This is a genomic window from Xanthomonas sp. LMG 12459, from assembly GCF_009192905.1.
In the GTDB taxonomy this organism is placed as follows: Bacteria; Pseudomonadota; Gammaproteobacteria; order Xanthomonadales; family Xanthomonadaceae; genus Xanthomonas_A; species Xanthomonas_A sontii.
On record NZ_NSGT01000002.1, the window covers coordinates 50,099 to 73,031 of the forward strand.

Below are 22,933 nucleotides of genomic sequence, written 5' to 3' on the forward strand. Positions count from 1 at the left end.
CATTGCCAGATGGCAACGCGGCTCACGCGGCGTTGACCGGCGCATAGCCGTCGAAGGTCATGCTCGCCGATGCCCGTCCCTGGGTCAGCGAACGCAACGCCGTGGCATAGGCCTGCAGTTGCGCCAGCGGCGCCTGCGCGACCACCTCGGCACGGGAGCCGCGCTCTTCGATCGCCACGACGCGTCCCTCGCGCCGCTGCAGATCGCCGAGCACGTCGCCGACGCTGTGCGCAGGCGCATCGATCGCCACCGCCATCACCGGCTCCAGCAGCAGCGTGCCGGCCTGCGCCAGTGCCGCCTTCACCGCGTCGGACGCCGCGCGCTGGAACGCCAGGTCCGACGAATCCACCGCATGCGCCTGGCCATCGACCAGCACCACCTCCACGCCGACCACCGGATGGCCGAGCGGGCCTTGCGCCAGCGCCGCACGCGCACCCTTCTCGGTGGCGGCGACGAAGGCTTTCGGCACCACCCCGCCACGGCTACGGTCGACGAAGGTCACTGCGCCGTCCGCACGCGGCAGCACATCCAGCACCACCTGCGCGAACTGGCCCTGGCCGCCGTTCTGCTTGGACAGCCGCGCCGCCACGCCCAGCGCGGCCGCACGCGGCGTTTCCTGGTAGGCCACGCGCGGCGCGCCGGTGCGCACGTCCACGTGCCACTCGCTGCGCAAGCGCTCCACCATCACCTCCAGGTGCAGCTCGCCCATGCCCCAGATCACCGCTTCGCCGGTCTCCGGATCGCTGTCGACGCGGAAGGACGGATCCTCCTGCGCCAACCGCGCCAGGCCCTGGCCCAGCCGCACCAGCTCGGTCGCGTTGGCCGCGCCGAGCCGCCACGCCAGCACCGGCGGCTGTGTGCGGATGCGTTCCAGCACCCACCGCGCCTGCACGCCGCTGAGCGTCTCGCCGCTGACCGCGTCCTTCCAGCCGAGCACGGCGACGATCTCGCCGGCCTGCGCCTGCGCCACGTCGTGGGTGCGCTGCGCCTGCACCACCGCCAGCCGCCCGACCCGGCGCGGACGCCGCGCATGCGACGTCCACACCGTGTCGCCGACGCGCAAGGTGCCCGAATACACGCGCACGAAGGCCTGCGGCCCCTGCGCGGTATGCGCGAACTTGAACACCAGCGCCGCCAGCGGACCGGACGGATCCGGCGCCAGCAAGGTGTCGGGTCCGTCCTCGGCGCCGGCATCGGTGTCCGTGTCGGCCCGGGCGGCGACCGGCGGGCGGTCCAGCGGCGACGGCAGCCAGTCGACGATCGCGTCCAACAACGGCTCGATGCCCTTGCGCTTGAACGCCGAGCCGGCCAGCACCGGCACGCCGGCGCCGGCCAAGGTGGCCCGTCGCAAGGCGGCGCGCAGCAGCTCGGCGTCGATCGCGCGTTCCTCGAGATAGGCCTGCGCCAGCGCCTCGTCGTGCTCGGCCACCGCGGCGATCAACTGCTCGCGTGCGTCCGCGAACGCGGCCGCCTCCTCGGCCTGCCAGGCGCGCGCGTGCAAGTGCCCCGCGTCGTCCCAGCTCAGCAGGCGGCCGCCGACCAAGTCGCTCCAGCCATCGAAGCCGGAGTCGCCCGGCACCGGTACGCCGACCGCCCACACCGTCGCGTCGAGCTTGCTGCGCAACTGCACCAGCACGCCGTCGAACGAGGCACCGGCACGGTCCATCTTGTTGACGAACGCGAGCATCGGCACGCCGTGGCGGCGCGCTTGCCGCCACACGGTCTCCGACTGCGGCTGCACGCCGTCGACCGCGGAAAACACCGCGACCGCGCCGTCGAGTACGCGCAGCGAGCGTTCCACCTCGATCGCGAAATCGATGTGCCCAGGGGTGTCGATCAGGGTCAGGCGATGCGCCGGCCGCCCGTCCGGCGCCCACTGCACCTGCACCGCGGCCGCACCGATGCTGATGCCGCGCGCACGTTCGATGTCCGAGAAATCGGTGGTGGCGGCACCGTCGTGGACTTCGCCCAGACGATGGATCGCACCGGCGGCCCACAACAGGCGTTCGGTGAGGGTGGTCTTGCCGGCGTCGATGTGGGCGATGATGCCGAGATTGCGCCAGCGGGAAAGGGTGTTCGTGTTCATGAGAAAGACTCCGCATTGCCAACACGGGGGACGCCGCATGCCCCGGTTGGCGAGGCGGGCATGCGGCTAGGTTTCGGGTTCGGCGGCGTAGTGCATGGCACGTTCTCCTTGGCGTGTCGGAACGGTGGAACAGCGAAAAACAGGCAATAAAAAAGCACCCATCGGGTGCTTGTCTGCGGCGGATCGGCGATGGCCGGCGTTAGCGCACGGCATCGACCACTCCTTCAGGCAGGCGCACCCGGCCTGCGCTGACGCGCAGGGCGTTGGGCAATATCAGCAGCGGTGCGTGGGCCATGGCGGCGTGGACGTTCGGGTGGAAATGTGGCCGCAAGTCTGAACCTGTGCGAGGGCCGGGTCAATGCGGGCGGCGCGGTGCCGCTGGAACGGTGAACGACGCCGCGTGCAACGCACCACCTACCGGGGCGTCACGCAGGTCCTTTGCGCACAGCACAGCGTCACACACTCCAGATCTCGCCGAACACCCGTTCGAAATTCGCTCCCAGCACCTTCTCGGCGACCCGGGCACTGTAGCCGTGGCGCAGCAGCGCGTCGGCGACGCGTTCGAGCTTGCGCGGGGTGTTGGCGTCGGGCAGATAGGGCAGACGGTTCTCGCCCGGGGCGCCGATGCCGTCGCGACGGCGCTGCACCAGGTCTTCCTCGAAGGCGCGCCGGTCCTGCTCGGTGATCGGGAAGAACAGCGAGTCGGTGCCGATGCCGACATGGTCCTCGCCACACACGTCCAGGGCGTGCTGCAGATGACGCATGTAGTCGGCCAGCTGCGGCTGGCGGCTGTCCTCGGTCAGGAACGGCAGCATGTACACGCCCATCACTCCGCCCTTGTCGGCCAGCGCGCGCAGTTCGGCGTCCTGCTTGTTGCGCGGATGCACGAACACCGCGGCGCAGCCGGCATGGGTGATGACCGGCGGGCGCTCCGACAGGGCGATGCCGTCGCGGGTGGTCTGCAGGTTGCAATGGCTGAGATCCAATGCCACGCCGAGACGGTTCATGCGCGCGATGGCGTCGCGGCCGAGCGCGGTGACGCCGCCCGTGTCGCCGTCCAGGCAGCCCACGCCGAACGGCGTGGTGCGGTTGTAGGTCAGTTGCATGACCCGCACCCCGAGCTGGCGGAACAGGTCGATGCGCGCGGGCTTGTCCTCCAGCATCGCTGCCGATTCGAAGGAGAAGATCAGCGCGACGCGCCCCTCGCGCTTGGCGCGGCGCAGGTCGGCCGGCTGCAGCACCTTGAGGAAATGCTGGGGATAGCGCTCGACCAGCGCCTGCGCGGCGGCGATGTCCTGCACGGCGGTCTCGAAGTCGCCGGCCGCACCGCCCAGCGTGGTCTTCAGCGCCGACACGCCGGAGTCGCGCAATTGCTGCAACAGCTGCGGTGCATCCGGGCCATCGAATACCTGCCCGATCGAGGCCAGGGCGTTGGCGTCGAGCACCAACGCACGCCGGTACAGCGCGTCGGCATCGTGCGCACGGGCAGCGGCGGCGCCCGCGATGGCGACCCCGGGCAGCACGCCGGCCACTGCGCCCGCGACAGCGGCGCCCAGGCATTGCCGCCGCGTCCATCCCTTGCTCATCGCTTCGCTCCCCGGTGCGTCCTGCGGTGTCGGTCCGCATGCGTGTACGGCCTGCGCCATGCGCGCGCCAGGCACGATACCGCAAACGCGCCCCGCCCCACCATGTGCGGCGCGGCCGCATGGATTTCATCGCCACGGCCTCCTATCATCCGCCGACACTTCCAGGACGGCCGCCCATGACCACCCCGCAGATGTCGGTGTATTTCTTCCTGCAGGCGGCGGTGATCCTGCTGGTATGCCGGCTGGTCGGCCTGCTGGCCAGGCGCCTGGGCCAGCCGCAGGTGGTCGGCGAGATGATCGCCGGCGTGGCGCTGGGGCCGTCGCTGTTCGGCGCGCTGCTGCCGGACCTGCAGCAGGCGCTGTTTCCCAAGCCGACCCTGGACATGCTGTACGTGGCCGCGCAGTTCGGCGTGGGCCTGTACATGTTCCTGGTCGGCACCGATTTCCGCGGCGAGCACTTCCGCACGCGCTACCGCAGCGCGATGGGCGTGTCGCTGGCCGGCATCGCCGTGCCGTTCGTGCTCGCCTTCGTGCTGGCGCCATGGCTGCTGCACGTGACCGGGCTGTTTTCGGCCAAGGCCAAGCTGCTGGAGGCGTCGCTGTTCCTGGGCGCGGCCATCGCCATCACCGCGTTCCCGATGCTGGCGCGGATCATCCACGAGCGCGGCCTCACCGGCAGCCCGCTGGGCACGCTGGCGTTGACCGCCGGCGCGGTCGACGACGCCGCGGCCTGGTGCATCCTCGCGCTGGTGCTGGCCAGCTTCGGCGGCAGCTGGGGCAGCGCCTATCTGGCGATCGGCGGCGGCATGGGCTACGCGCTGTTCATGCTGCTGGTCGGCCGCCACTGGCTGCGCCGCCTGGCCGACCACGTGCGCCCCGAGCAACCGCTGAGCGCCGGGGTGCTGGTGGTGGTGCTGATGCTGTTCTGCGTCAGCGCCTGGGCGATGGACGCGATCGGCATCCACGCGGTGTTCGGCGGTTTCCTGCTCGGCGCCTGCCTGCCCAAGGGCGCTCTGACCGAAAAACTGCGCGAGCAATTGCAGCCGTTCGTGGTGGTGTTCCTGCTGCCGATGTTCTTCACCTTCTCCGGGCTCAAGACCGAGCTGAGCGTGCTGCTGGACCCGCAGATCCTGCTGGCCGCCGGCGCGGTGCTGCTGGCTTCGTTCCTGGGCAAGGGCATCGCCTGCTGGGCGGCGGCACGGATCAGCGGCGAGACCAACCGCAATGCGATGGCGATCGGCGCACTGATGAACGCGCGCGGCCTGATGGAACTGATCATCATCAACATCGGCCTGCAGGCCGGGGTGATCGAACAGGGCCTGTTCTCGATCCTGGTGCTGATGGCCATCACCTCCACGCTGATGGCCACCCCGCTGTTCAACTGGGTGATGCGCCGCGCGGGCGGCGACGCGCTGCCGGCAATGGCGGGCGGACGCCGCTGACGCCACGCAGACGTTCGACGACGGCAGCCCCGATCCGCGTACCCGGATGCGCGGAGAAATCCGCGGTCAGAGCGGCGTCAGCCGCCACAGTCCATAGGGATTGGCGAACAGGTCGCCGGGCTGGAACTGGCTGCTGGCTTCGGCCTGGATCCGGTAGCGCGGCGCGTCCGCCGCGACCGAGAAGGTGTGGCCGGCGCGCACGTCGGGCGCTTCATTGAACAGGTAGCAAGTGAAGGTGTGCAGCAGGGCGACCGGGTCGGACGCCGCCTGCGCCGCGACGATCGCGTCCTTCATGCCGAACTGGTGCATGCCGCAGGAGTGGACCTGCTCGCCGGTGATGTTCAACACATAGGCGCGGTGGGCGCTGCCTAGCGACAGGTCCGCGCACAGTTGCCGCCAGTCGGCGGGGCTGTGGGCGACGCCGCTGCTTTCCACCTTCACCCCCAGGCCGCCGGCGTCCAGCAACGCCGCAGCCGCGCGCATCATCGTCTCCGCACGCACCCGCGAGCCGCCGGCACCGATCAGGTAGACGACGGACGCATGCGTCCCGATACGCGCCATGTCGGCCGAGCCGCGCCAGTGCGGGCCGGCGGCGGCGAACGCGTCGGCCATGCGCGCATCGTGCGGTTCGTACTGCAGTTCGCAGGCCTGGCCGCTGTCCATGTGCATCAGCACGTGCCCGGCGAACAGGTAGCCGCCGCTATCCTGGACGATGCGCGCGAGCAGGTCCGCGCGATCCGGCCATGGGCCGGGAATGCAGAGCACGATCTTGGGAGGTTCGATCACGGGTAGCGGCTCCTTGCCGTCAGGTGGGAGCGAGCGGTTGACGGGCATGGCCACCGCCGCGACGGCACCGTCCCCCGCCGGAAACGCCGCACTCAGGTCAGCGCCGTCATCACGCCCTTGCGATAGGCCGGGCGCTGCTGCAGACGTTGGTACCAGGCGTGCAGGTGCGGCAGTACCGGGCGTTCGATCGGCATCTCGAACCAGGCATAGGCGAAGCTGCCCAGCGGGATGTCGCCCATGGCGAAGTGCTCGCCCGACAGCCAGGGCTGTTGTGACAGTGCGGCGTCGGCGGTGTGCAACAGCTCGGCCGATTGCGCCAGCGCGGCGGCGATCCTGGCTGCATCGCGCTGTTCCGGCGCGGTGCGCAACACGCCCCAGAACAGATCGCGGAAGGCGCCGGCGAAGCGCGAGGTGGTCCAGTCCATCCACTTGTCGCCGTGCGCGCGCAGCACCGGGTCCTGCGGGTACAGCGTGCCCGGGGCGTAGCGCGCGGCCAGGTAGCGGACGATGGCATTGGATTCCCACAGCGCCAGGCCATCGTCCTCGATCGCCGGCACCAGGCCATTGGGATTGAGCGCGCGATAGGCCGGCTGATCGTTGCCGCCGAACGCGCCGCCGACCTCGATGGAGGTGTAGGCCAGGCCGATCTCCTCCGCGCACCACAGCACCTTGCGCACGTTGCTCGAATTGTGGCGGCCCCAGATGGTCAGCATGTCGGCGCTCCGGTTGCGGTTGCCGGATTCTACGCCGCCGTGCCGCTCACTCGCTCGCCGCACCCTGCGGCAGGCGCCGGGTCAGCAGTCGCTGCAACAGGCAGAACAGCAGCAACAGGCCGCCGATCACGATGCGCGTCCACCACGAACTGAGCGTGCCGTCGAACACGATCAGGGTCTGGATCGCGCCCAGGATCAGCACGCCGAACAGGGTGCCGATCACATAGCCGCTGCCGCCGGCCAGCAGCGTGCCGCCGATCACCACCGCGGCGATGGCGTCCAGTTCCAGGCCCTGCGCATGCAGGCTGTAACCGGACAGCATGTAGAACGTGCACACCACCCCGGCCAGGGCCGAGCAGAAGCCGCTGAAGGCGTAGACGCGCACCTGGGTCGCCTCCACCGGCAGGCCCATCAGCCGCGCCGAGGCCTCGCTGCCGCCGAGCGCGTACACGCAGCGGCCGAAGCGGGTGCACTGGGTCAGCCACATGCCCAGCGCCACCATCGCCAGCGCGATCAACGCACCGATCGACAGCGACGCGTCGCCGCCCAGCGGCAACCGCGCCTGCGCGATCGCGGTATACAGCGGGTCGGTGATCGGGATCGAATCGACGCTGATCAGGGTGCTGGCGCCGCGCGCCAGGAACATGCCGGCCAGGGTGACCACGAACGGCTGCAGACGGTAGCGCTGGATCAGCAGGCCCATGCCGGCGCCGAACACGCTGCCGAGCAGCAGCACCAGCGGGATCGCCGCCAGCGGCGACCAACCATGGCGCTCGACCAGCGATGCCGACAGCACGGTGGTGAACGCCAGCACCGCGCCCACCGACAGGTCGATGCCGCCACTGAGGATCACCAGGCTCATGCCCACCGCGGCAATGCACAGGAAGGCGTTGTCGATCAGCAGATTGGCCAGCACCTGCGGCGCCAGGAAGCCGTCGTAGAGCACGCCGCCGGCCGCGAGCATGGCCACGAACAGCGCCACGGTGATCGCCAGCGGCAGGCGCGCGCCCTGCAGCACGCCCGCCGCCTTGCGCAGGCCGGACCCAACCGGGCGTGGAGCCGCCGCGCTCATGGCCGCACCTGCGGCGGCGGCCGCCGGATCCAGCCGCGCAGGTGGGCGCGGAAGGTCGGCGATTGCAGCAGCATCACCGCGAACACCAGCAGCGCCTTGATCAGCATGGTGACCTGCGCCGGCACGCCGAAGGCGTAGATGGTCGCGGTCAGGGTCTGGATGATCAGCGCGCCGATCACGCTGCCGGCCAGGCTGAAGCGGCCACCATCGAGCAGCGTGCCGCCGAGCGTGACCGCGAGGATCGCGTCCAGTTCCATCAATTGCCCGGCGTTGTTGGCGTCGGCGCTCTTGACGTTGGAGCTGATCAGCACCCCGGCCAGGCCGGCGCTGAACGCGCAGAACACGTACAGCAGCACCGCGATCAGCCGCGCGCGCACGCCCGCCACCCGCGCCGCGCGCGGGTTGTGGCCGATGGCGCGCACGAACAGGCCCAGCGCGGTGCGCCCCAGCAGCAGTTGCAAGGCCGCGAACACCGCCGCGACCACGAACAAGGCGAACGGCAGGCCGAGCAGGAAGCCGTTGCCGAGATAGAAATAAGGTGGATAGTAGATGGTGAGGATCTGCCCGTCGCCGATCAGCTGCGCGATGCCGCGCCCGGCCACCATCAGGATCAGCGTGGCGATGATCGGCTGCATGCCGACCTTGACCACCAGCAGCCCGTTCCACAGCCCGCACAGCGCCGCCACCAGCAGCGGTGCCAGCAGCACCGCCCACAGCGGGAAGCGGCTGTGCTCGCCGCCGCCGATCATCCATGCCGCCACCGTCGCGGCGATCGCCACCACCGCGCCGACCGAGATGTCCAGGCCGCGCACCGCGATCACCAGGGTCATGCCCATCGCCACCAGCGCCAGCGGTGCGGCACGGTTGCCGATGTCCACCAGGCTGCCGTACAGGTGGCCGTCGCGCCATTGCAGGCTCAGGAAGCCCGGGTCGAACAGGCCGTTGCCGAGCAGCAGCACCGCCAGCGTCGCCAGAGGCCAGAACAACGGATGCGCGCGCAGCCGCGCCGACCAGTGCGATGCGGTGGTGTCGGGCGTGGCGGTGGCGCTCATGCCGCGCTCCCGGCGATCAGCTCGAAGATCGCGCGCTCGCCGCAGCCGCCGGGCAGTTCGCCGACCAGGCGGCGTTCGCGCAGCACCGCGATGCGGTCGGCGATACGCGCGATCTCGGCGACCTCGGCGGAGATGAACAGCACCGCCATGCCCTCGCGGGCCAGGGCCAGGATCCGGGTCATGATCTCCTGCTTGGCGGCGATGTCGATGCCGCGGGTGGGTTCGTCCAGGATCAGCAGCCGCGGCCGCGTCGCCAGCCAGCGCGCCAGCACCACCTTCTGCTGGTTGCCGCCGGACAGCAGCCCCACCGGCGTCTCCAGGCTGGCGGTCTTGATGCCCAGCACGTCCACGTAGCCCTGCGCGATGCGCAGTTGCTCGGCCGGCGCCAGGAACCGGCGCAGGCCCATGCGCGCCTGCAGCGCCAGCACGATGTTCTCGCGCACCGACAGTTCGGCGACGATGCCCTCGGTCTTGCGTTCTTCCGGGCACAGCGCCAGGCCGTGGGCGATCGCGTCGGGCGGGCCGCGCAGCGCCACGTCGCGGCCGTCGATCGCCACGCGGCCGCGATCGGCACGGTCCAGTCCGAACAGCAGCCGCGCCAGTTCGGTGCGGCCGGCGCCGAGCAGGCCAGCCAGGCCCAGCACCTGGCCTTGACGCAGTTGCAGGTCGACCGGCTGCAACTGGCCGCGCCGGCCCAGGCCCTGCGCCTGCAGCAGCGGCGCCGTGTCCTCGGGCGCGGCCGCGCGCACCGCGGCGGCCGCGGCGCTGGCCGGGTCGAGCGCGCGCCCGACCATCGCCGCGACCAGCTGCGGCGCGGGCAGCGCATCTGGCGTGTATTCGCCCACCAGGCGGCCGTTGCGCAGCACGCTGATGCGGTCGGCCACCGCGTACACCTGGTCCAGGAAGTGGGTGACGAACAGGATCGCCATGCCGCCATCGCGCAGCGCGCGCATCACCCGGAACAGTTCGGCCACCTCGCCTTCGTCGAGGCTGGACGTGGGTTCGTCGAGGATCAGCACCCGCGCCGACACGCCGACCGCGCGGGCGATGGCCACCATCTGCTGCACCGCCACCGGATAGCTGCCCAGCGCGCGCCGCACGTCGATGGCGATGCCCAAACGCTGCAGGCCGGCCTCGGCCTCGCGCTCGACCCGGCGCCAGTCGATGCGCCGCAGCCAGCCGCGCAGCGGGTAGCGGCCGGCGAACAGGTTCTCGGCCACCGACAGGTTCGGGCACAGGTTCACTTCCTGGTACACGGTGCTGATGCCGAGCCGTTGCGCCTGCTGCGGCGACGCCGGCGCCACCACCGCGCCGTCCAGCGCGATGCGCCCGGCGTCGGCGGCGGTCACGCCGGTGAGCAGCTTGATCAGGGTCGACTTGCCGGCGCCGTTCTGGCCCATCAACGCGTGGATCTCGCCGCCGCGCAGGCGCAGCGCCACGTCCTCCAGCGCGGCCACGCCAGCGTAGGCCTTGCTCAGTCCCTGCGCCTCCAGCACCAGCGGATGCATGCGCGCGGCCTCAGTACTTGCGCTTGGGCAGTTCGGCCGCGGCCTGGTCCTGGGTGTACAGCGACTCCTCCACCACGATGCGCTTGGGCAGCGGCTTGCCGGCCTTGAGGTCGCGGATGGCCTGCACCAGTTGCGGCCCCAGCAGCGGATTGCATTCGACGGTGACGTTGAGCTTGCCGGCCTGCATCGCCTCGAACGCGCCCTTCACCCCGTCCACCGAGATCACCAGGATGTCCTTGCCCGGCTTCAGGCCGGCTTCCTCGATCGCCTGGATCGCGCCGATCGCCATGTCGTCGTTATGCGCGTAGAGCACGTCGATGTTGCGTCCCTCCGACTTCAGGAACGCCTCCATCACTTCCTTGCCCTTGGCGCGGGTGAAATCGCCGCTTTGCGAGCGCACGATCTGGAAGCGCGGATGCGCCGCCAGGATCTCCTTGAAGCCCTTCGTGCGATCGATCGCCGGCGCCGAGCCGACGGTGCCCTGCAGTTCGACGATGCGCACCGGTTTGTCGCCGTCCTTCAGCGGCGAGCGCTCGACCAGCCAGCGCGCCGCCTTGCGCCCTTCCTCGACGAAATCCGAGCCGATCAGGGTCACGTACAGGCTGTCGTCGGATACCTTCACCGCGCGGTCGGTCAGCACCACCGGGATCTTCGCGGCTTTGGCCTCGCGCAGCACCGTCTCCCAGCCCGACTCCACCACCGGCGAAAACGCGATCACGTCCACGCGCTGGGCAATGAACGAGCGCAGCGCCTTGATCTGGTTCTCCTGCTTCTGCTGCGCATCGGAGAACTTCAACTTCATGCCGGCATCGGCGACGGCCTGCTTGATCGAGGCGGTGTTGGCGGTGCGCCATTCGCTCTCGGCGCCGACCTGGCTGAAACCGACGGTGAGTTGCCCGTGCGCCTTGCCGGCGTCCTTGCCGCCGCCGGAACAGGCGGCCAGCGCCATCCCCAGCAGTGCCGCGATTCCCAGCGCCCGCATTCCCGACGTGTGCTTGTGCATAGCCCCTCCTCGTTGATGGCACGCTGGCGGCGGACGCGGCCCGGGGGCCGCGACGCGCCGCCCACCCTCCCAGGCCGGCGTGCACTGATTCGATCAGTTCATGGTGCGGATGTGTAAGCCGTCTTGACCGTGGTGTAGAACTCCACCGCATACCGGCCCTGCTCGCGCGGGCCGTAGCTGGAGGCCTTGCGTCCGCCGAACGGGACATGCGGGTCGACGCCTGCGGTGGGCAGGTTGACCATCACCATGCCCGCCTGCGCGTACCGCTTGAAATGCGTGGCGTGCTTCAGCGAGCGGGTGGCGATGCCGGCGCACAGGCCGAACTCGGTGTCGTTGGCCAGGGCCAGCGCGTGCTCGTAGTCGTCGGCCACCAGCACCGCGGCGACCGGGCCGAACACCTCCTCGCGGGCGATGCGGTGCTGCGGCTGCGCGGCCACCAGCGCCGGGCGCAGGTAGTAGCCGCGGTGCGCGCACTCCAGCGCCTCGCCGCCGTAGAGCAGCTCGGCGCCTTCCTCGCGGGCGATGCGCAGGTAGTCGCGGTCCTGTTCGAACTGGCTGGCGCTGGCGACCGGGCCGATGTCCACGCCCGGCTCCAGCGCATGGCCGATCTTCAGCGCGGCCAGGCGTGTGCGCACGCGCGCGACGAAGTCGTCGTGCACCGCGCGTTCGACGATCAGCCGGCTCGAGGCGGTGCAGCGCTGTCCAGTGGAGAAGTAGGCGCCGTTGACCGCGATCTCCACCGCCAGGTCCAGGTCGGCATCGGCCAGCACCACCAGCGGATTCTTGCCGCCCATCTCCAACTGGATCTTCAGCCCGCGCTCGGCGGCCTGCTTGAGCAGACGGTTGCCGGTCGGCACCGAGCCGGTGAAGCTCAGCGCATCGATGCCGCGCTCGCCGACCAGCGCCTGGCCGACCGTGCTGCCGCTGCCGAGCACCAGGTTGAACGCGCCGTTGGGCAGGCCGGCGCGGCTGAGGATCTCGGCCAGCGCCCAGGCACAGCCGGGCACGATCTCCGCCGGCTTGAACACCACGGTGTTGCCGTAGGCCAGCGCCGGCGCGATCTTCCACGCCGGGATCGCCAGCGGAAAATTCCACGGCGCGATGATGCCGACCGTGCCGACCGGCTCGCGGGTGATCTCGATGTTGACCCCGGGCCGGGTGGAGGCCAGCGTCTCGCCGGGAATGCGCAGCGCCTCGCCGGCGAAGAACTTGAAGATCTGCCCGGCGCGCGCCGCCTCGCCGATGCTCTCCGGCAAGGTCTTGCCCTCTTCCGAGGCCAGCAGCGCGCCCAGTTCCTGCTTGCGCGCCAGGATCTCGCTGCCGACCGCGTCCAGCGCGTCGGCGCGCTGCTGCGGGGTGCTCGCGGCCCACGCCGACTGCGCCGCGTTGGCCGCGGCGATCGCCTCGCGCACCGTGGCCGCGTCGAGGCTGCCGGCTTCGCCGACCGGTGCCGACAGGTCGGACGGATTCTCGTCGGGGGCGAGGTCGTCGCCGGCCACCCAGCGGCCGTCGATGTAGCTCTGGAAACGTCGGGTCATGCCTACCTCCGTGCGGTTCTACAGCGCGCGCACGCCGCCCAGGGCGAATCCGCTGTCGACGCGCTGCAAGGGATTGACCAGCGCCGCGCCGAACTCGGCCAGTTCGATCTCGAAGCGGTCGCCGGGCTGCGCCTGCACGCCATCTGCGAAGCTCAGCGTGGCGGTGCCGAAGAAATGCAGGTGCACGTCGCCGGGCACGCGGTGCGCGGCGTACTTGAAATGGTGGTATTCGAGATTGGCCAGCGAATGGCACATGTTGGCCTCGCCGGTGACGAAGGGCTTCTCCCAGATCACCGCATCGCCGCGGCGGATGCGGCTGTGGCCGCGCAGGTCCCGCGGCAACGCGCCGCAGCGCAGCTCCGGGCCGACCGCGCAGGCACGCAGCTTGGAATGGGCCAGGTACAGGTAGTTCTGGCGCTCGGTGACGTGGTCGGAGAACTCGTTGCCCAGCGCGAAGCCAAGCCGGTACGGCACACCGTCGGCGCCGATAACGTACAGCCCGACCAGTTCCGGCTCCTCGCCGCCATCCAGGGCGAAGTCCGGCGACGGCAGCGGCGCGCCCGGCGCGACCAGGCTGCTGCCGTCGCCCTTATAGAACCATTCCGGCTGCGCGCCGGGCTGGCCGTCGCGCGGGATGCCGCCGTCCACGCCGAGCTGGAAGATCTTCATCGAATCGGTGAGCGTGCCCTGCGCCGCCTGCTGCTGCAGGTTCTGGTGCATGGCATCGCGGGTGGCGGCGCTGCCCAGGTGGGTCAGGCCGGTGCCGGTGACGCGGCAATGCGCCGGGTCCGGATGGGTCAGCGGCGACAGCACCCGGCCAGCGGCCAGCAGCGCGGCGTAGTCGAGCACGCGCTCGCCGCGCAGCTGCTGCGCCTGCGCCTCCAGGCTGGCGCCGGCGGCCAGCGCCGCGTTGGCCAGCGCATAGGTGGACGCCACCTCGCGCAGCAGCCGCACCTGGCGGCCGTCGTCTTCCACCACACCGACGCCGGGCGTGCCGGCGTCATCGAGCAACTGGATCAATCGCATGCATCGGTCGCCTGTCGGAATGCGGACGCGCAGCGGGCGGCGCGGGACACGCGCGGCGCGATGCGCCCGACCTATTCTGGCCGGACGACCTATATGCAACAAATATCGGTTTTGGCTTAACGTATACGAACATTCGTATCGCTGTGAGCGCCATGCCTGCCGCCCCGCCCTGGTTCGTCCGCGCCCGCCTGAAGACCCGGCAATTGATGCTGCTGCTGGCGATCGAGGAGGAGGGCAACATCCACCGCGCCGCCGAGACCTTGAACATGTCGCAGCCGGCCGCCTCCAAGCTGCTCAAGGACCTGGAGGACATGCTGGCGGTGCCGCTGTTCGAGCGCCTGCCGCGCGGCATGCGCGCGACCTGGTACGGCGAGGCGATGATCCGCCACGCGCGCATCGCACTGGCCAGCCTCGGCGAGGCCGGCGCCGAGATCGAGGCGCTGAAGGCCGGCTATGCCGGCAGCGTCGGCGTCGGCGCGATCGCCGGGCCGGCGATGAGCCTGCTGCCGTCGGCGCTGGCCCAGGTCGGCGCGCAGCATCCGCTGCTGCGGGTGAGCCTGCGCGTGGACGGCAGCGACGTGCTGCTGGAGCAACTGGCGCAGAACAAGCTGGACATCGTGGTGGCGCGTCTGTTCGCGCGGCACGACAAGCGCCACCTGCACTACCAGGCACTGGCCGAGGAAAAGGTCTGCGCCATCGCCCGCCCCGGCCATCCGCTGCTGGCGGCGCCGGCGCCGACGCTGGCGGTGCTGGCCGAGGCACCGTGGATCGTGCCGCCGGACGGCAGCGTGTTGCGCCACCGCTTCGAACTGATGTTCCAGAACGCCGGGCTGGAGGCGCCCAAGCGGGTGATCGAGACCTCGGCGCTGGTGGTGCTGCCGCAGTTGCTGCGCCATGGCGACGCGCTGGCGGTGGTGCCGGAGGACGTGGCCCGGCATTTCGCCGACCACGGCAGCGTCGCGATCGTGCCGGTGGCGCTGTCCTGCCGCATGGACGCCTTCGGCCTGATCACCCGCCGCGACTGGCTGCTGTCGCCGGGCGCGCGGATCGTGCTGCAGGCGCTGCAGGAGGCGGCGGCCACGGTGTACGGTGTCGCCGTGACGGCGACCCCGCCGTCGCTGCCTGCGGACGGCTGATCGCGTCGGGACTGAAGTCCCTCCCACAACGCGCCGCCCAGCAGCAGCGCCCGGCTGTTTGTGGGAGGGGCTTCAGCCCCGACGAGCGAAGCCGGATACCGCCTCCGCTGTTGCCCTGCCCGAACCGGTGCCCCCGCGACGCCCGGCCGCGCGACCGCGCTCAGGTCCAGCCGCCATCCACCACGAACTCCTGCGCGGTGATCGCGCGCGCCTCGTCCGAGGCCAGGAACAGCGCCATGCGCGCGATGTCCTCCGGCATCACCTTGTCCGGCAGGCACTGGTTGCGCGCCAGTTCGCGCTCGCCGGCCTCGTCCAGCCACAGGGTGACCTGGCGCTCGGTCATCACCCAGCCCGGGGTCAGCACGTTGATGCGGATCCGCGACGCACCCAGGTCGCGCGCCAGGCCCCGGGTCAGGCCGTTCACCGAGGACTTGGCGGTGGCGTACACCGGGTAGCCGCCGGTCTTGCTCTGCCAGCCGGTGGAGCCGAGGTTGACGATGGAACCGCCGCCCAGCCGCTGCATGCCCGGCACCACCGCCTGGATCGCGAAGAACGCCGCACGCTGGTTGATCGACACGCAGCGCTCCCAGTACTCCGGGGTCACCGCGTCCAGCGCGTGGCGATCGTCGCTGCCGACGTTGTTGAGCAGCACGTGGAAATCGCCCAGTTCGGCCGCCGCCTCGCCGATCGCCGCCTGCAGCGCGGCCACGTCGGTCACGTCGCAGCGACGCCACCATGGTGCGGTCAGGCCGGCCGCGGCCAGCCGCTCGGCCAGCGCGGCGCTGGCCTCGGCCGCGACATCGACGAAGGCCACCTGCGCGCCCTGCGCGGCGAAGGCCTCGACCAACGCGGCGCCGATGCCGGAGCCGCCGCCGGTGATGAATACGCGGCGCCCGCGCAGGCTGCCGTAGGTTGCGTTGCCGAGGGGGGAAGGCGCTGCGCTTGCCGAGTTGTCCATGCCGTTTCGCTCTAGGTGGATAGGATTTCGATATATGAAAACAAATATCCATTCGGAGATATTTGCTATTTTTCACGTATCAATATGCCCGCTAGCATCCCCGGCGTAAAGCATCCGGGGGCGGCTTGCGCACAAGGCGGATCCCGGCGTCCTGGACTCGAGGAATCCGCCGACATGGGCTCACCCAGCAAACCGCCGCGCCGCAGCCAGGCGTGGTTCGGGCGCGAAGGCAAGCAGGGCTTCTACTACCGCAGCTGGCTCAAGAGCGCCGGCCATCCGCACGACATGTTCGATGGCCGCCCGGTGATCGGCATCTGCAACACTTGGTCGGAACTGACCCCGTGCAACGGCCACCTGCGCGAACTGGCCGAACACGTCAAAAAGGGCGTGTACGAGGCCGGCGGGTTCCCGCTGGAGTTCCCGGTGATGTCGCTGGGCGAGACGCAGATGCGCCCCACCGCGATGCTGTTCCGCAACCTCGCCAGCATGGACGTGGAGGAATCGATCCGCGCCAATCCGCTGGACGGCGTGGTGCTGCTGATGGGCTGCGACAAGACCACCCCGTCCTTGCTGATGGGCGCGGCCAGCGTGGACCTGCCGACCATCGGCGTGTCCGGCGGGCCGTCGCTGTCGGGCAACTGGCGCGGGCAACCGCTGGGCTCGGGCACCGGCGTGATCGAGATGTCGGAGATGGTCCGCGCCGGCACCCTGAGCCAGGACGATTTCGTCGAGGCCGAGGCCTGCATGCAGCGCTCCAAGGGCAGCTGCATGACCATGGGCACCGCGTCGACCATGGCCAGCATGGTCGAGGCGCTGGGCATGTCGCTGCCGGAGAACGCCGCGATCCCGGCGGTGGATGCGCGCCGCGCGCGGCTGGCGCGGCTCAGCGGGCGGCGCATCGTGCAGATGGTGGAAGAGGATCTGCGCATGTCGCAGATCCTCACTGCCGACGCCTTCGCCAATGCGATCAAGGTCAATGCGGCGATCGGCGGCTCCACCAATGCGGTGCTGCATCTGCTCGCCCTGGCCGGCCGCGTGGGCGTGCCGCTGCAGTTGGACGACTGGGACCGGCTCGGCTCGCGGCTGCCGTGCCTGGTCAATCTCAAACCGTCCGGCCAGTACCTGATGGAAGACTTCTACTATGCCGGCGGGCTGCCGGCGGTGATGCGCGAACTCGGCAGCGAACTGGCGCTGGACGCGCGCACCGTCAACGGCCGCACCCTGGGCGAGAACGTGGCGCAGGCGCCGTGCTGGAACCGCGAGGTGATCCACCCGCTGGACGCGCCGGTGCGCGCGGAGGCCGGCATCGCCGTACTGCGCGGCAACCTGGCGCCGGACGGCGCGGTGATCAAGCCGTCGGCCGCCTCGCCGCACCTGCTGCGGCACCGCGGGCGCGCGGTGGTGTTCGAAAGCATCGAGGACTTCAAGGCGCGCATCGACGACGAGGCGTTGGACATCGACGCCGACTGCATCATGGTGCTCAAGCACTGCGGCCCGCGCGGCTACCCGGGCATGGCCGAGGTCGGCAACATGCCGTTGCCGCCGAAGCTGCTGCGCGCCGGCATCACCGACATGGTGCGCATCTCCGATGCGCGCATGAGCGGCACCGCCTACGGCACCGTGGTGCTGCACGCCTCGCCGGAGGCCGCCGCCGGCGGCACCCTGGCGCTGGTGCGCGACGGCGACATCATCGAACTCGACGTCCCCGGCCGCGCGCTGCACCTGGAAGTCAACGACGAGGAACTGCTGCGCCGACGCAGCGAATGGACCCCGCCGCCGGCGCCGCCGCGCGGCTGGAGCAAGCTCTACGTGGAGCACGTGCAGCAGGCGCACCTGGGCGCCGACCTGGATTTCCTGGTGGGCGGCAGCGGCGACGCGGTGGCGCGCGATTCGCATTAGCGGTCGCGGCGGGATGCATCCACCTTGCCTTCGCAGGAGCGGCGGCGAGCCCGCCGTGCGCACTGTGGGAGGGACTTCAGTCCCGACGCATTGCGCCATCGGAACGCACATCACGTCGCGCGTCGCGGCTGCATGACAGGCGACTCCCGCAGGAAGTGGCGAACACCGCCTTGCTCCACACGGACCGCCCCCAAACGTCACCGAACCGTCATCTGCAGCTTCTAGCCTGCCCCGCACCCCAGGGACAAGGCAGGCTCGGTGGCGGCTCACCCCAAACGCGCATGGGCGCGCATGTTCGCGGAACACGGCCCGGTGCTGCGCGGCTTCTTCGTGCGCCGCGGCGCACGCGAAGACGCCGAGGACATGGTGCAGGAAACCTATCTGCGGTTGCTGCGCGCGCATCGGCAGCAGGGCGAAGCCATCGCCAATCCCGAAGCCTATCTGTACACCGTCGCGCAGAACCTGGCGCGCGAACAGGCCGCGCGTCGCCGGCAGGCGCCGCTGCGCATCGACGAGATGGAGCAGTTCTCGCAATTGCTGGCGGCGGGAGACGACGTGGAAGACAGCGCACACCGGCGGCAGCGCCAGCAGCACCTGCAGGCCCTGCTCGCCGAGCTGCCCGCGCGCACCCGCGCGGTGCTGGTGATGCAGTACCGCGACGGGCTGAGCTACAAGCAGATCGCCGAGCGCATGGGCGTGTCGCCGCACATGGTCAAGAAACATGTGGTGCGCGGGCTGTCGGCCTGCCGCCGCGCCCTGGCCGACCGCGGGGATCGCGGGTGAACGACAGCACATTCTCTTCGCGCAGTGCCATCGCCGATGCCGCGCACTGGCATGCGGTGCAACGCATGCAGCCGCTGGACGCGAAACAGGAACAGCAGTTGCTGGACTGGCTGACCGCCTCGCCGCAGCATCTGCGCGAGTATCTGGCCATGCAGCGCGTGGCCGGCGAACTCGGCGAGGCGCTGCGCAGCATGGACCTGGACGTGGACGCCTTGCTCGCCAGCGACGACACCGCCGATGGCGCGGCGAGCGGCAACGTCATCGCCCTGCCCGTGCCGCGGCGCGCGACAGCGGCAGCGCCAACGCGTGCGGCGCGCGCCCACGCCGCGCCGCGCTGGCGTCTGGCCGCGGCCGCCGCGGTGTGCGCGGTGGCGGTGCTGGTCGGCTGGGCCTGGCCGCGCAGCCAGACCTACCGCACCGCGCTCGGCGAACAACGCAGCGTGCAACTGGCCGACGGCAGCACGGTGCGGCTCAATGCGCAGACCCAGGTACGCGCCACGCTGACCCCCTGGAGCCGAAAGCTGCAGTTGCTGCAGGGCCAGGCCAGTTTCGTGGTCGCCGCCGACCGGCGCCCGCTGCAGGTGCAGGCCGGCGGCCTGCGCGTGGAAGATATCGGCACCACCTTCGACATCGCCCTGCACCCCGACCAGGCGCGCATCGAGGTCTCGGCCGGACGCGTGCACGTTTGGCGCCAGGACCGTCCGCAACAGCCCATGCTGGCCGATCTCGGCGCCGGCCAGAGCGCGCGCATCGACACCGCCGATGGCCGGGTCGAACTGGGCAACGAGGACGTCGCGGCGATGCACGCGTGGTGGCAACACCGCATCGTGTTCCGCGACGAACCGCTGGCCAATGTCGCCGAGGATTTCAACCGGCTCAACCGCACCCGCCTGCTGATCGACGACGCCGATGCCGGGGCGATGCGACTGACCGGCAACCTGCGTGGCGACGACGTCGCCGCGTTGCGCGCCTTCCTGGATGCGCAGCCGACATTGCAGGTGCGCACCAGCGCCGACGGCGTCCACGTGCGCAGCCGCACGCCGATACAGGCGCGCCTGCAGTAGCGCGGCAGCTGCGTCGCGCGCACTGCGCGGCGCACGCATCCTTCAAACCAGACGGCCGGCGCGCCATCAGCGCGTCACATGCATCGTGCACGCACGCATCCGTGCGCGCACGCGAAGCCAGCACCCCCACGCACGTGTCACAGAAAATTCATCGAAAAACGGTGCCCGATCTTCGTCGTCGCGCCTCGTAGTCCGGGGACAGCGCAGGCAAACGCCCATGGGCGATGCCGCGCGCACCACCACCCCCGCTCTCACAGGACCCGACGATGCGCCGCACCCTGTTCCTTTCCATCGCCCTCGCCCTGCACGCCGGCGTCGCCGGCGCGCAGACCGCGCCCATCGCGGTCGAGGCGATTCCCGCGCAGCCGCTGGCGCGCGCGCTCAATGCGCTGTCGCGGCAGACCGGCCTGCAGTTCGTGTATGCCGCCGGCAGCACCGGCAACCCACAGACCCATGGCAGCCGCGCCGGCGCCGCGCCGGAACAGGCGCTGCAGCAACTGCTCGACGGCACCGGCCTGCGCTACCGTTTCCTCACCCCGACCACGGTGACGATCGAGGCAGCGAGCGCGCCGGCGGAAACAGCGGCCACTGCACCGGCGGCGATGGCGGCCGCACCGACGCCGGCACCGGTGGCGTCGGCGGATGCGCCGGTCAAGCAACTGGACAGCATCCAGGTGCTCGGCAGCTACGCCGGCAGCCTCAGCGCCGCGCTGCGCGAGAAGCGCTACGCAGACAGCGTGGTCGACGTGATCGCCGCCGAGGACATCGGCAAGCTGCCGGCGCAGAACGTGGCCGAAGCGCTGCAGCGCGTGCCCGGCGTGTCGATCGTGCGCGACCGCGGCGAAGGCGTGTACGTGCGCGTGCGCGGCCTGGGGCCCAACTTCCAGGTGACCACGCTCAACGGCCAGACCATGGCGGTCAACGAGAACGTGCGCACCTCCGGCCAGACCGGCCGCCAGTTCCGCTACGACACCCTGCCGGCGGAACTGGTCGCCGGCCTGGACGTGATCAAGAGCCCCACCGCCGACCTGGACGAAGGCGCGATCGGCGGCATCGTCAACGTGCGCACGTTCCGCCCGCTGGAACTGGGGAAAACGCTCACCAACGTGTCGCTGGAGTCGAGCCAGGCGCAGCGCACCCACGCCAACGACCCGCGCGTGTCCGGCCTGTTCAACTGGGTCAACGCCGACGGCACCTTCGGCCTGCTGCTGTCCGGTGCCTACTCGCAGCGCAGCCTGCGCCAGGACCGGGTCAACGAAGTGAGCTGGGACTACTACCGCGACGGCGTGCCGGGCGTGCCCGGCGCCAACTACGTGCCCACCGGCCTGCGCCCGACGCTGGAACTGGAGCAGCGCGAACGCACCGGCATCGCCGCCTCGCTGCAGTGGAAACCGAGCGCGGCCTGGGAAACCAACCTGGACCTGCTCTACGCCAAGCAGACCGTGCACTACGACGAATACAGCCTGGGCGTGGGCTTCGACAGCCTGGCCAAGCTCAGCAACCTGCGCGTGGCGCATGGCGGCGTCGCCGGCTTCGACTACCGCAACGGCCAGGTGCAGATCTCGCGCGAGACCTCCGGCATCACCGACGACAACCGCAGCGCGCGCCTGTCCAGCACCTGGAGCGGCGATGCGTGGACGCTGGGCGCGGTGGCGTTCCACTCGCAGGCGCACAGCTACGACTCCGATCCGATCCGGCGCACGCGCCTGCGCAGCGGCACCACCCTGACGATGCGCGTGGACATGCCGCAGGCCGATGGCGACGACGTGCCCGACTGGCGCTTCACCAACGGCTTCGACCCGACCAACCCGGCCAGCGTGGCCGGGCGCCGCCTGGAGTGGCGCGAGATCGATGCGCGCGACAAGGAGGACGCGCTGCAGCTCGACGCCAAGCGCGCGCTCGGCGACGGCTTCTTCCGCGAGCTCAAGTTCGGCGCCAAGTACCGGCAGCGCTCGCGCACCTACGATCGCGCCGACCTGCTGCTGACCAGCATCGCCGGGGTGCGCTTCCCGGCCGGCAACTTCACCGCGCTGCCGGTGGACGACATGCTGACCGACGCCAACGGCAACCTGCCCCGGCAGTGGCTGGCGCCGATCGAATCGCGCTTCTTCGGTACCTGGCCGACCGCCGCGGACCTGGTCGACACGCCGAACAGCGCCGACCTGCAGAACTCCTACGAGGTGAAGGAGAAGATCGGCTCGGCCTATGCGATGGCCGACTTCGGCGGCGACCTGGCCGGCCGCGCGCTGCGCGGCAACCTCGGCGTGCGCCTGGTGCGCACCGAGCAGACCACCGACGGCCATGCCGACGTCAACGGCAGCGCGCAACCGGTGCACTTCGAACGCAGCTACAGCAACGCCCTGCCCTCGTTCAACGCGGCCTGGGACGTGCGCGAGGACATGGTGCTGCGCAGTTCCGCGGCCAAGGTCATCACCCGTCCCGACCTCACCGACCTGTCGTCCAAGCTCACCTTCAATTCCAGCGGCGAGATCCTCACCGCCAGCGGCGGCAATCCGTCGCTGCGTCCGTTCGAGGCCTGGCAGTACGACCTGACCTTCGAGTGGTACATCGACGGCACCTCGGCGCTGACCGGCGGCGTGTTCTACAAGGACATCTCGCGCTTCATCCAGACCCAGATGTCGAACCTGCAGTACCAGGGCCAGACCTACCTGCTCTCGTCCAAGACCAACGGCAGCCAGGCCAGCGTCAAGGGCGTGGAAGTGGCCTACCAGCAGGTCTTCGCCGGCCTGCCGGCGCCGCTGGACGGGCTGGGCATGCAGCTCAACTACACCTGGACCGACAGCGAGGCCACCTATCGCGACGGCAGCCGCACCTTCACCGACAGCCTCGAAGGCGTGGCCAAGAACACCTACAACGCGGTGCTGTTCTACGAGAAAGGACCGCTGATGGCGCGGGTGAGCTATGGCTGGAGCGACGACATCGTCAACGCGGTCGGCACCGCCAACGTCGCCACGCTCAACAGCGACAAGTTCGGCAGCCTCGACGCGAACGTGGCATGGAAGGTCAACGACACCCTGTCGGTGTTCGTCAACGCGATCAATCTCACCGGCGCTGTGCAGCGCCAGTACGTCGGCGACCGCCTGTTCGGCGGCTACACCGACTACGGCCGCACCTGGTCGGTGGGCTTGCGCGCACGTTTCTGATCCGCCGCGCTGCCGCCCACGCGCGGCAGCCAGCCCGCCCCGCGGCCTGCATCGCCGCGGGCGCCGGCCATCGCACCGTGCGCCGCCCACCGCCGCGCGCGGCGTACCGCCTCTGCC

At 70.5% G+C, this 22,933-nt stretch carries 17 protein-coding genes; 6 read left to right on the top strand and 11 right to left on the bottom strand.

Annotated elements, in window-relative coordinates; translation table 11 throughout:
- Positions 1 to 22 precede the first annotated feature (22 nt).
- Positions 23 to 2,086, bottom strand: a complete 2,064-nt coding sequence (gene fusA, locus CEK65_RS00630; protein ID WP_152180431.1) for an elongation factor G — start codon at positions 2,084 to 2,086, stop codon at positions 23 to 25.
- 455 nt (positions 2,087 to 2,541) lie between these two features.
- Positions 2,542 to 3,672, bottom strand: coding sequence for a membrane dipeptidase (locus CEK65_RS00635; protein ID WP_226980425.1), 1,131 nt, complete (start codon positions 3,670 to 3,672; stop codon positions 2,542 to 2,544).
- A 176-nt stretch (positions 3,673 to 3,848) separates the two neighbouring features.
- On the opposite strand from CEK65_RS00635, the gene CEK65_RS00640 reads away from it, so the two are divergent.
- A complete protein-coding gene (locus CEK65_RS00640) occupies positions 3,849 to 5,114 on the top strand; it encodes a cation:proton antiporter (RefSeq protein WP_152180432.1) in 1,266 nt (421 codons plus the stop codon).
- Between the two features lie 66 nt (positions 5,115 to 5,180).
- On the opposite strand, the gene CEK65_RS00645 is transcribed toward CEK65_RS00640, so the two are convergent.
- The 8 genes from CEK65_RS00645 to araD1 form a co-directional block, all read right to left on the bottom strand.
- On the bottom strand, positions 5,181 to 5,900 hold the full coding sequence (locus tag CEK65_RS00645; RefSeq protein ID WP_226980426.1) for a DUF4261 domain-containing protein: 720 nt from the start codon (positions 5,898 to 5,900) through the stop codon (positions 5,181 to 5,183).
- A gap of 92 nt (positions 5,901 to 5,992) precedes the next feature.
- Positions 5,993 to 6,613, bottom strand: a complete 621-nt coding sequence (locus tag CEK65_RS00650) for a glutathione S-transferase family protein (protein ID WP_152180434.1) — start codon at positions 6,611 to 6,613, stop codon at positions 5,993 to 5,995.
- A 46-nt stretch (positions 6,614 to 6,659) separates the two neighbouring features.
- On the bottom strand, positions 6,660 to 7,685 hold the full coding sequence (gene yjfF, locus CEK65_RS00655) for a galactofuranose ABC transporter, permease protein YjfF (RefSeq protein WP_152180435.1): 1,026 nt from the start codon (positions 7,683 to 7,685) through the stop codon (positions 6,660 to 6,662).
- Positions 7,682 to 8,737, bottom strand: a complete 1,056-nt coding sequence (locus CEK65_RS00660; protein ID WP_152180436.1) for an ABC transporter permease — start codon at positions 8,735 to 8,737, stop codon at positions 7,682 to 7,684. The genes yjfF and CEK65_RS00660 overlap by 4 nt, the downstream gene beginning before the upstream one ends.
- Positions 8,734 to 10,245, bottom strand: coding sequence for a sugar ABC transporter ATP-binding protein (locus CEK65_RS00665; RefSeq protein ID WP_152180437.1), 1,512 nt, complete (start codon positions 10,243 to 10,245; stop codon positions 8,734 to 8,736). The genes CEK65_RS00660 and CEK65_RS00665 overlap by 4 nt, the downstream gene beginning before the upstream one ends.
- Positions 10,246 to 10,255: 10 nt before the next feature.
- On the bottom strand, positions 10,256 to 11,248 hold the full coding sequence (locus CEK65_RS00670; RefSeq protein ID WP_152180438.1) for an ABC transporter substrate-binding protein: 993 nt from the start codon (positions 11,246 to 11,248) through the stop codon (positions 10,256 to 10,258).
- Between the two features lie 98 nt (positions 11,249 to 11,346).
- Positions 11,347 to 12,786, bottom strand: a complete 1,440-nt coding sequence (locus CEK65_RS00675) for an aldehyde dehydrogenase family protein (RefSeq protein WP_152180439.1) — start codon at positions 12,784 to 12,786, stop codon at positions 11,347 to 11,349.
- An 18-nt stretch (positions 12,787 to 12,804) separates the two neighbouring features.
- Positions 12,805 to 13,812 (bottom strand): AraD1 family protein, encoded by a 1,008-nt coding sequence (araD1, locus tag CEK65_RS00680; protein ID WP_152180440.1) that lies wholly within the window; start codon positions 13,810 to 13,812, stop codon positions 12,805 to 12,807.
- A gap of 152 nt (positions 13,813 to 13,964) precedes the next feature.
- On the opposite strand from araD1, the gene CEK65_RS00685 reads away from it, so the two are divergent.
- A complete protein-coding gene (locus tag CEK65_RS00685; RefSeq protein ID WP_152180441.1) occupies positions 13,965 to 14,948 on the top strand; it encodes a LysR family transcriptional regulator in 984 nt (327 codons plus the stop codon).
- A gap of 160 nt (positions 14,949 to 15,108) precedes the next feature.
- Here the strand turns inward: CEK65_RS00685 and CEK65_RS00690 are convergent, their stop codons facing one another.
- Complete coding sequence (locus CEK65_RS00690; RefSeq protein WP_152180442.1) at positions 15,109 to 15,906, bottom strand: SDR family oxidoreductase; 798 nt, start codon at positions 15,904 to 15,906, stop codon at positions 15,109 to 15,111.
- 174 nt (positions 15,907 to 16,080) lie between these two features.
- On the opposite strand from CEK65_RS00690, the gene CEK65_RS00695 reads away from it, so the two are divergent.
- The 4 genes from CEK65_RS00695 (at position 16,081) to CEK65_RS00710 (ending at position 22,816) form a co-directional block, all read left to right on the top strand.
- Complete coding sequence (locus tag CEK65_RS00695; RefSeq protein WP_152180443.1) at positions 16,081 to 17,805, top strand: IlvD/Edd family dehydratase; 1,725 nt, start codon at positions 16,081 to 16,083, stop codon at positions 17,803 to 17,805.
- Between the two features lie 258 nt (positions 17,806 to 18,063).
- Complete coding sequence (locus tag CEK65_RS00700) at positions 18,064 to 18,588, top strand: RNA polymerase sigma factor (protein ID WP_193314653.1); 525 nt, start codon at positions 18,064 to 18,066, stop codon at positions 18,586 to 18,588.
- A 65-nt stretch (positions 18,589 to 18,653) separates the two neighbouring features.
- Positions 18,654 to 19,652, top strand: coding sequence for a FecR domain-containing protein (locus tag CEK65_RS00705; RefSeq protein WP_152180463.1), 999 nt, complete (start codon positions 18,654 to 18,656; stop codon positions 19,650 to 19,652).
- A gap of 266 nt (positions 19,653 to 19,918) precedes the next feature.
- Positions 19,919 to 22,816 (top strand): TonB-dependent receptor, encoded by a 2,898-nt coding sequence (locus tag CEK65_RS00710; protein ID WP_152180445.1) that lies wholly within the window; start codon positions 19,919 to 19,921, stop codon positions 22,814 to 22,816.
- The last annotated feature ends 117 nt before the right edge of the window (positions 22,817 to 22,933 follow it).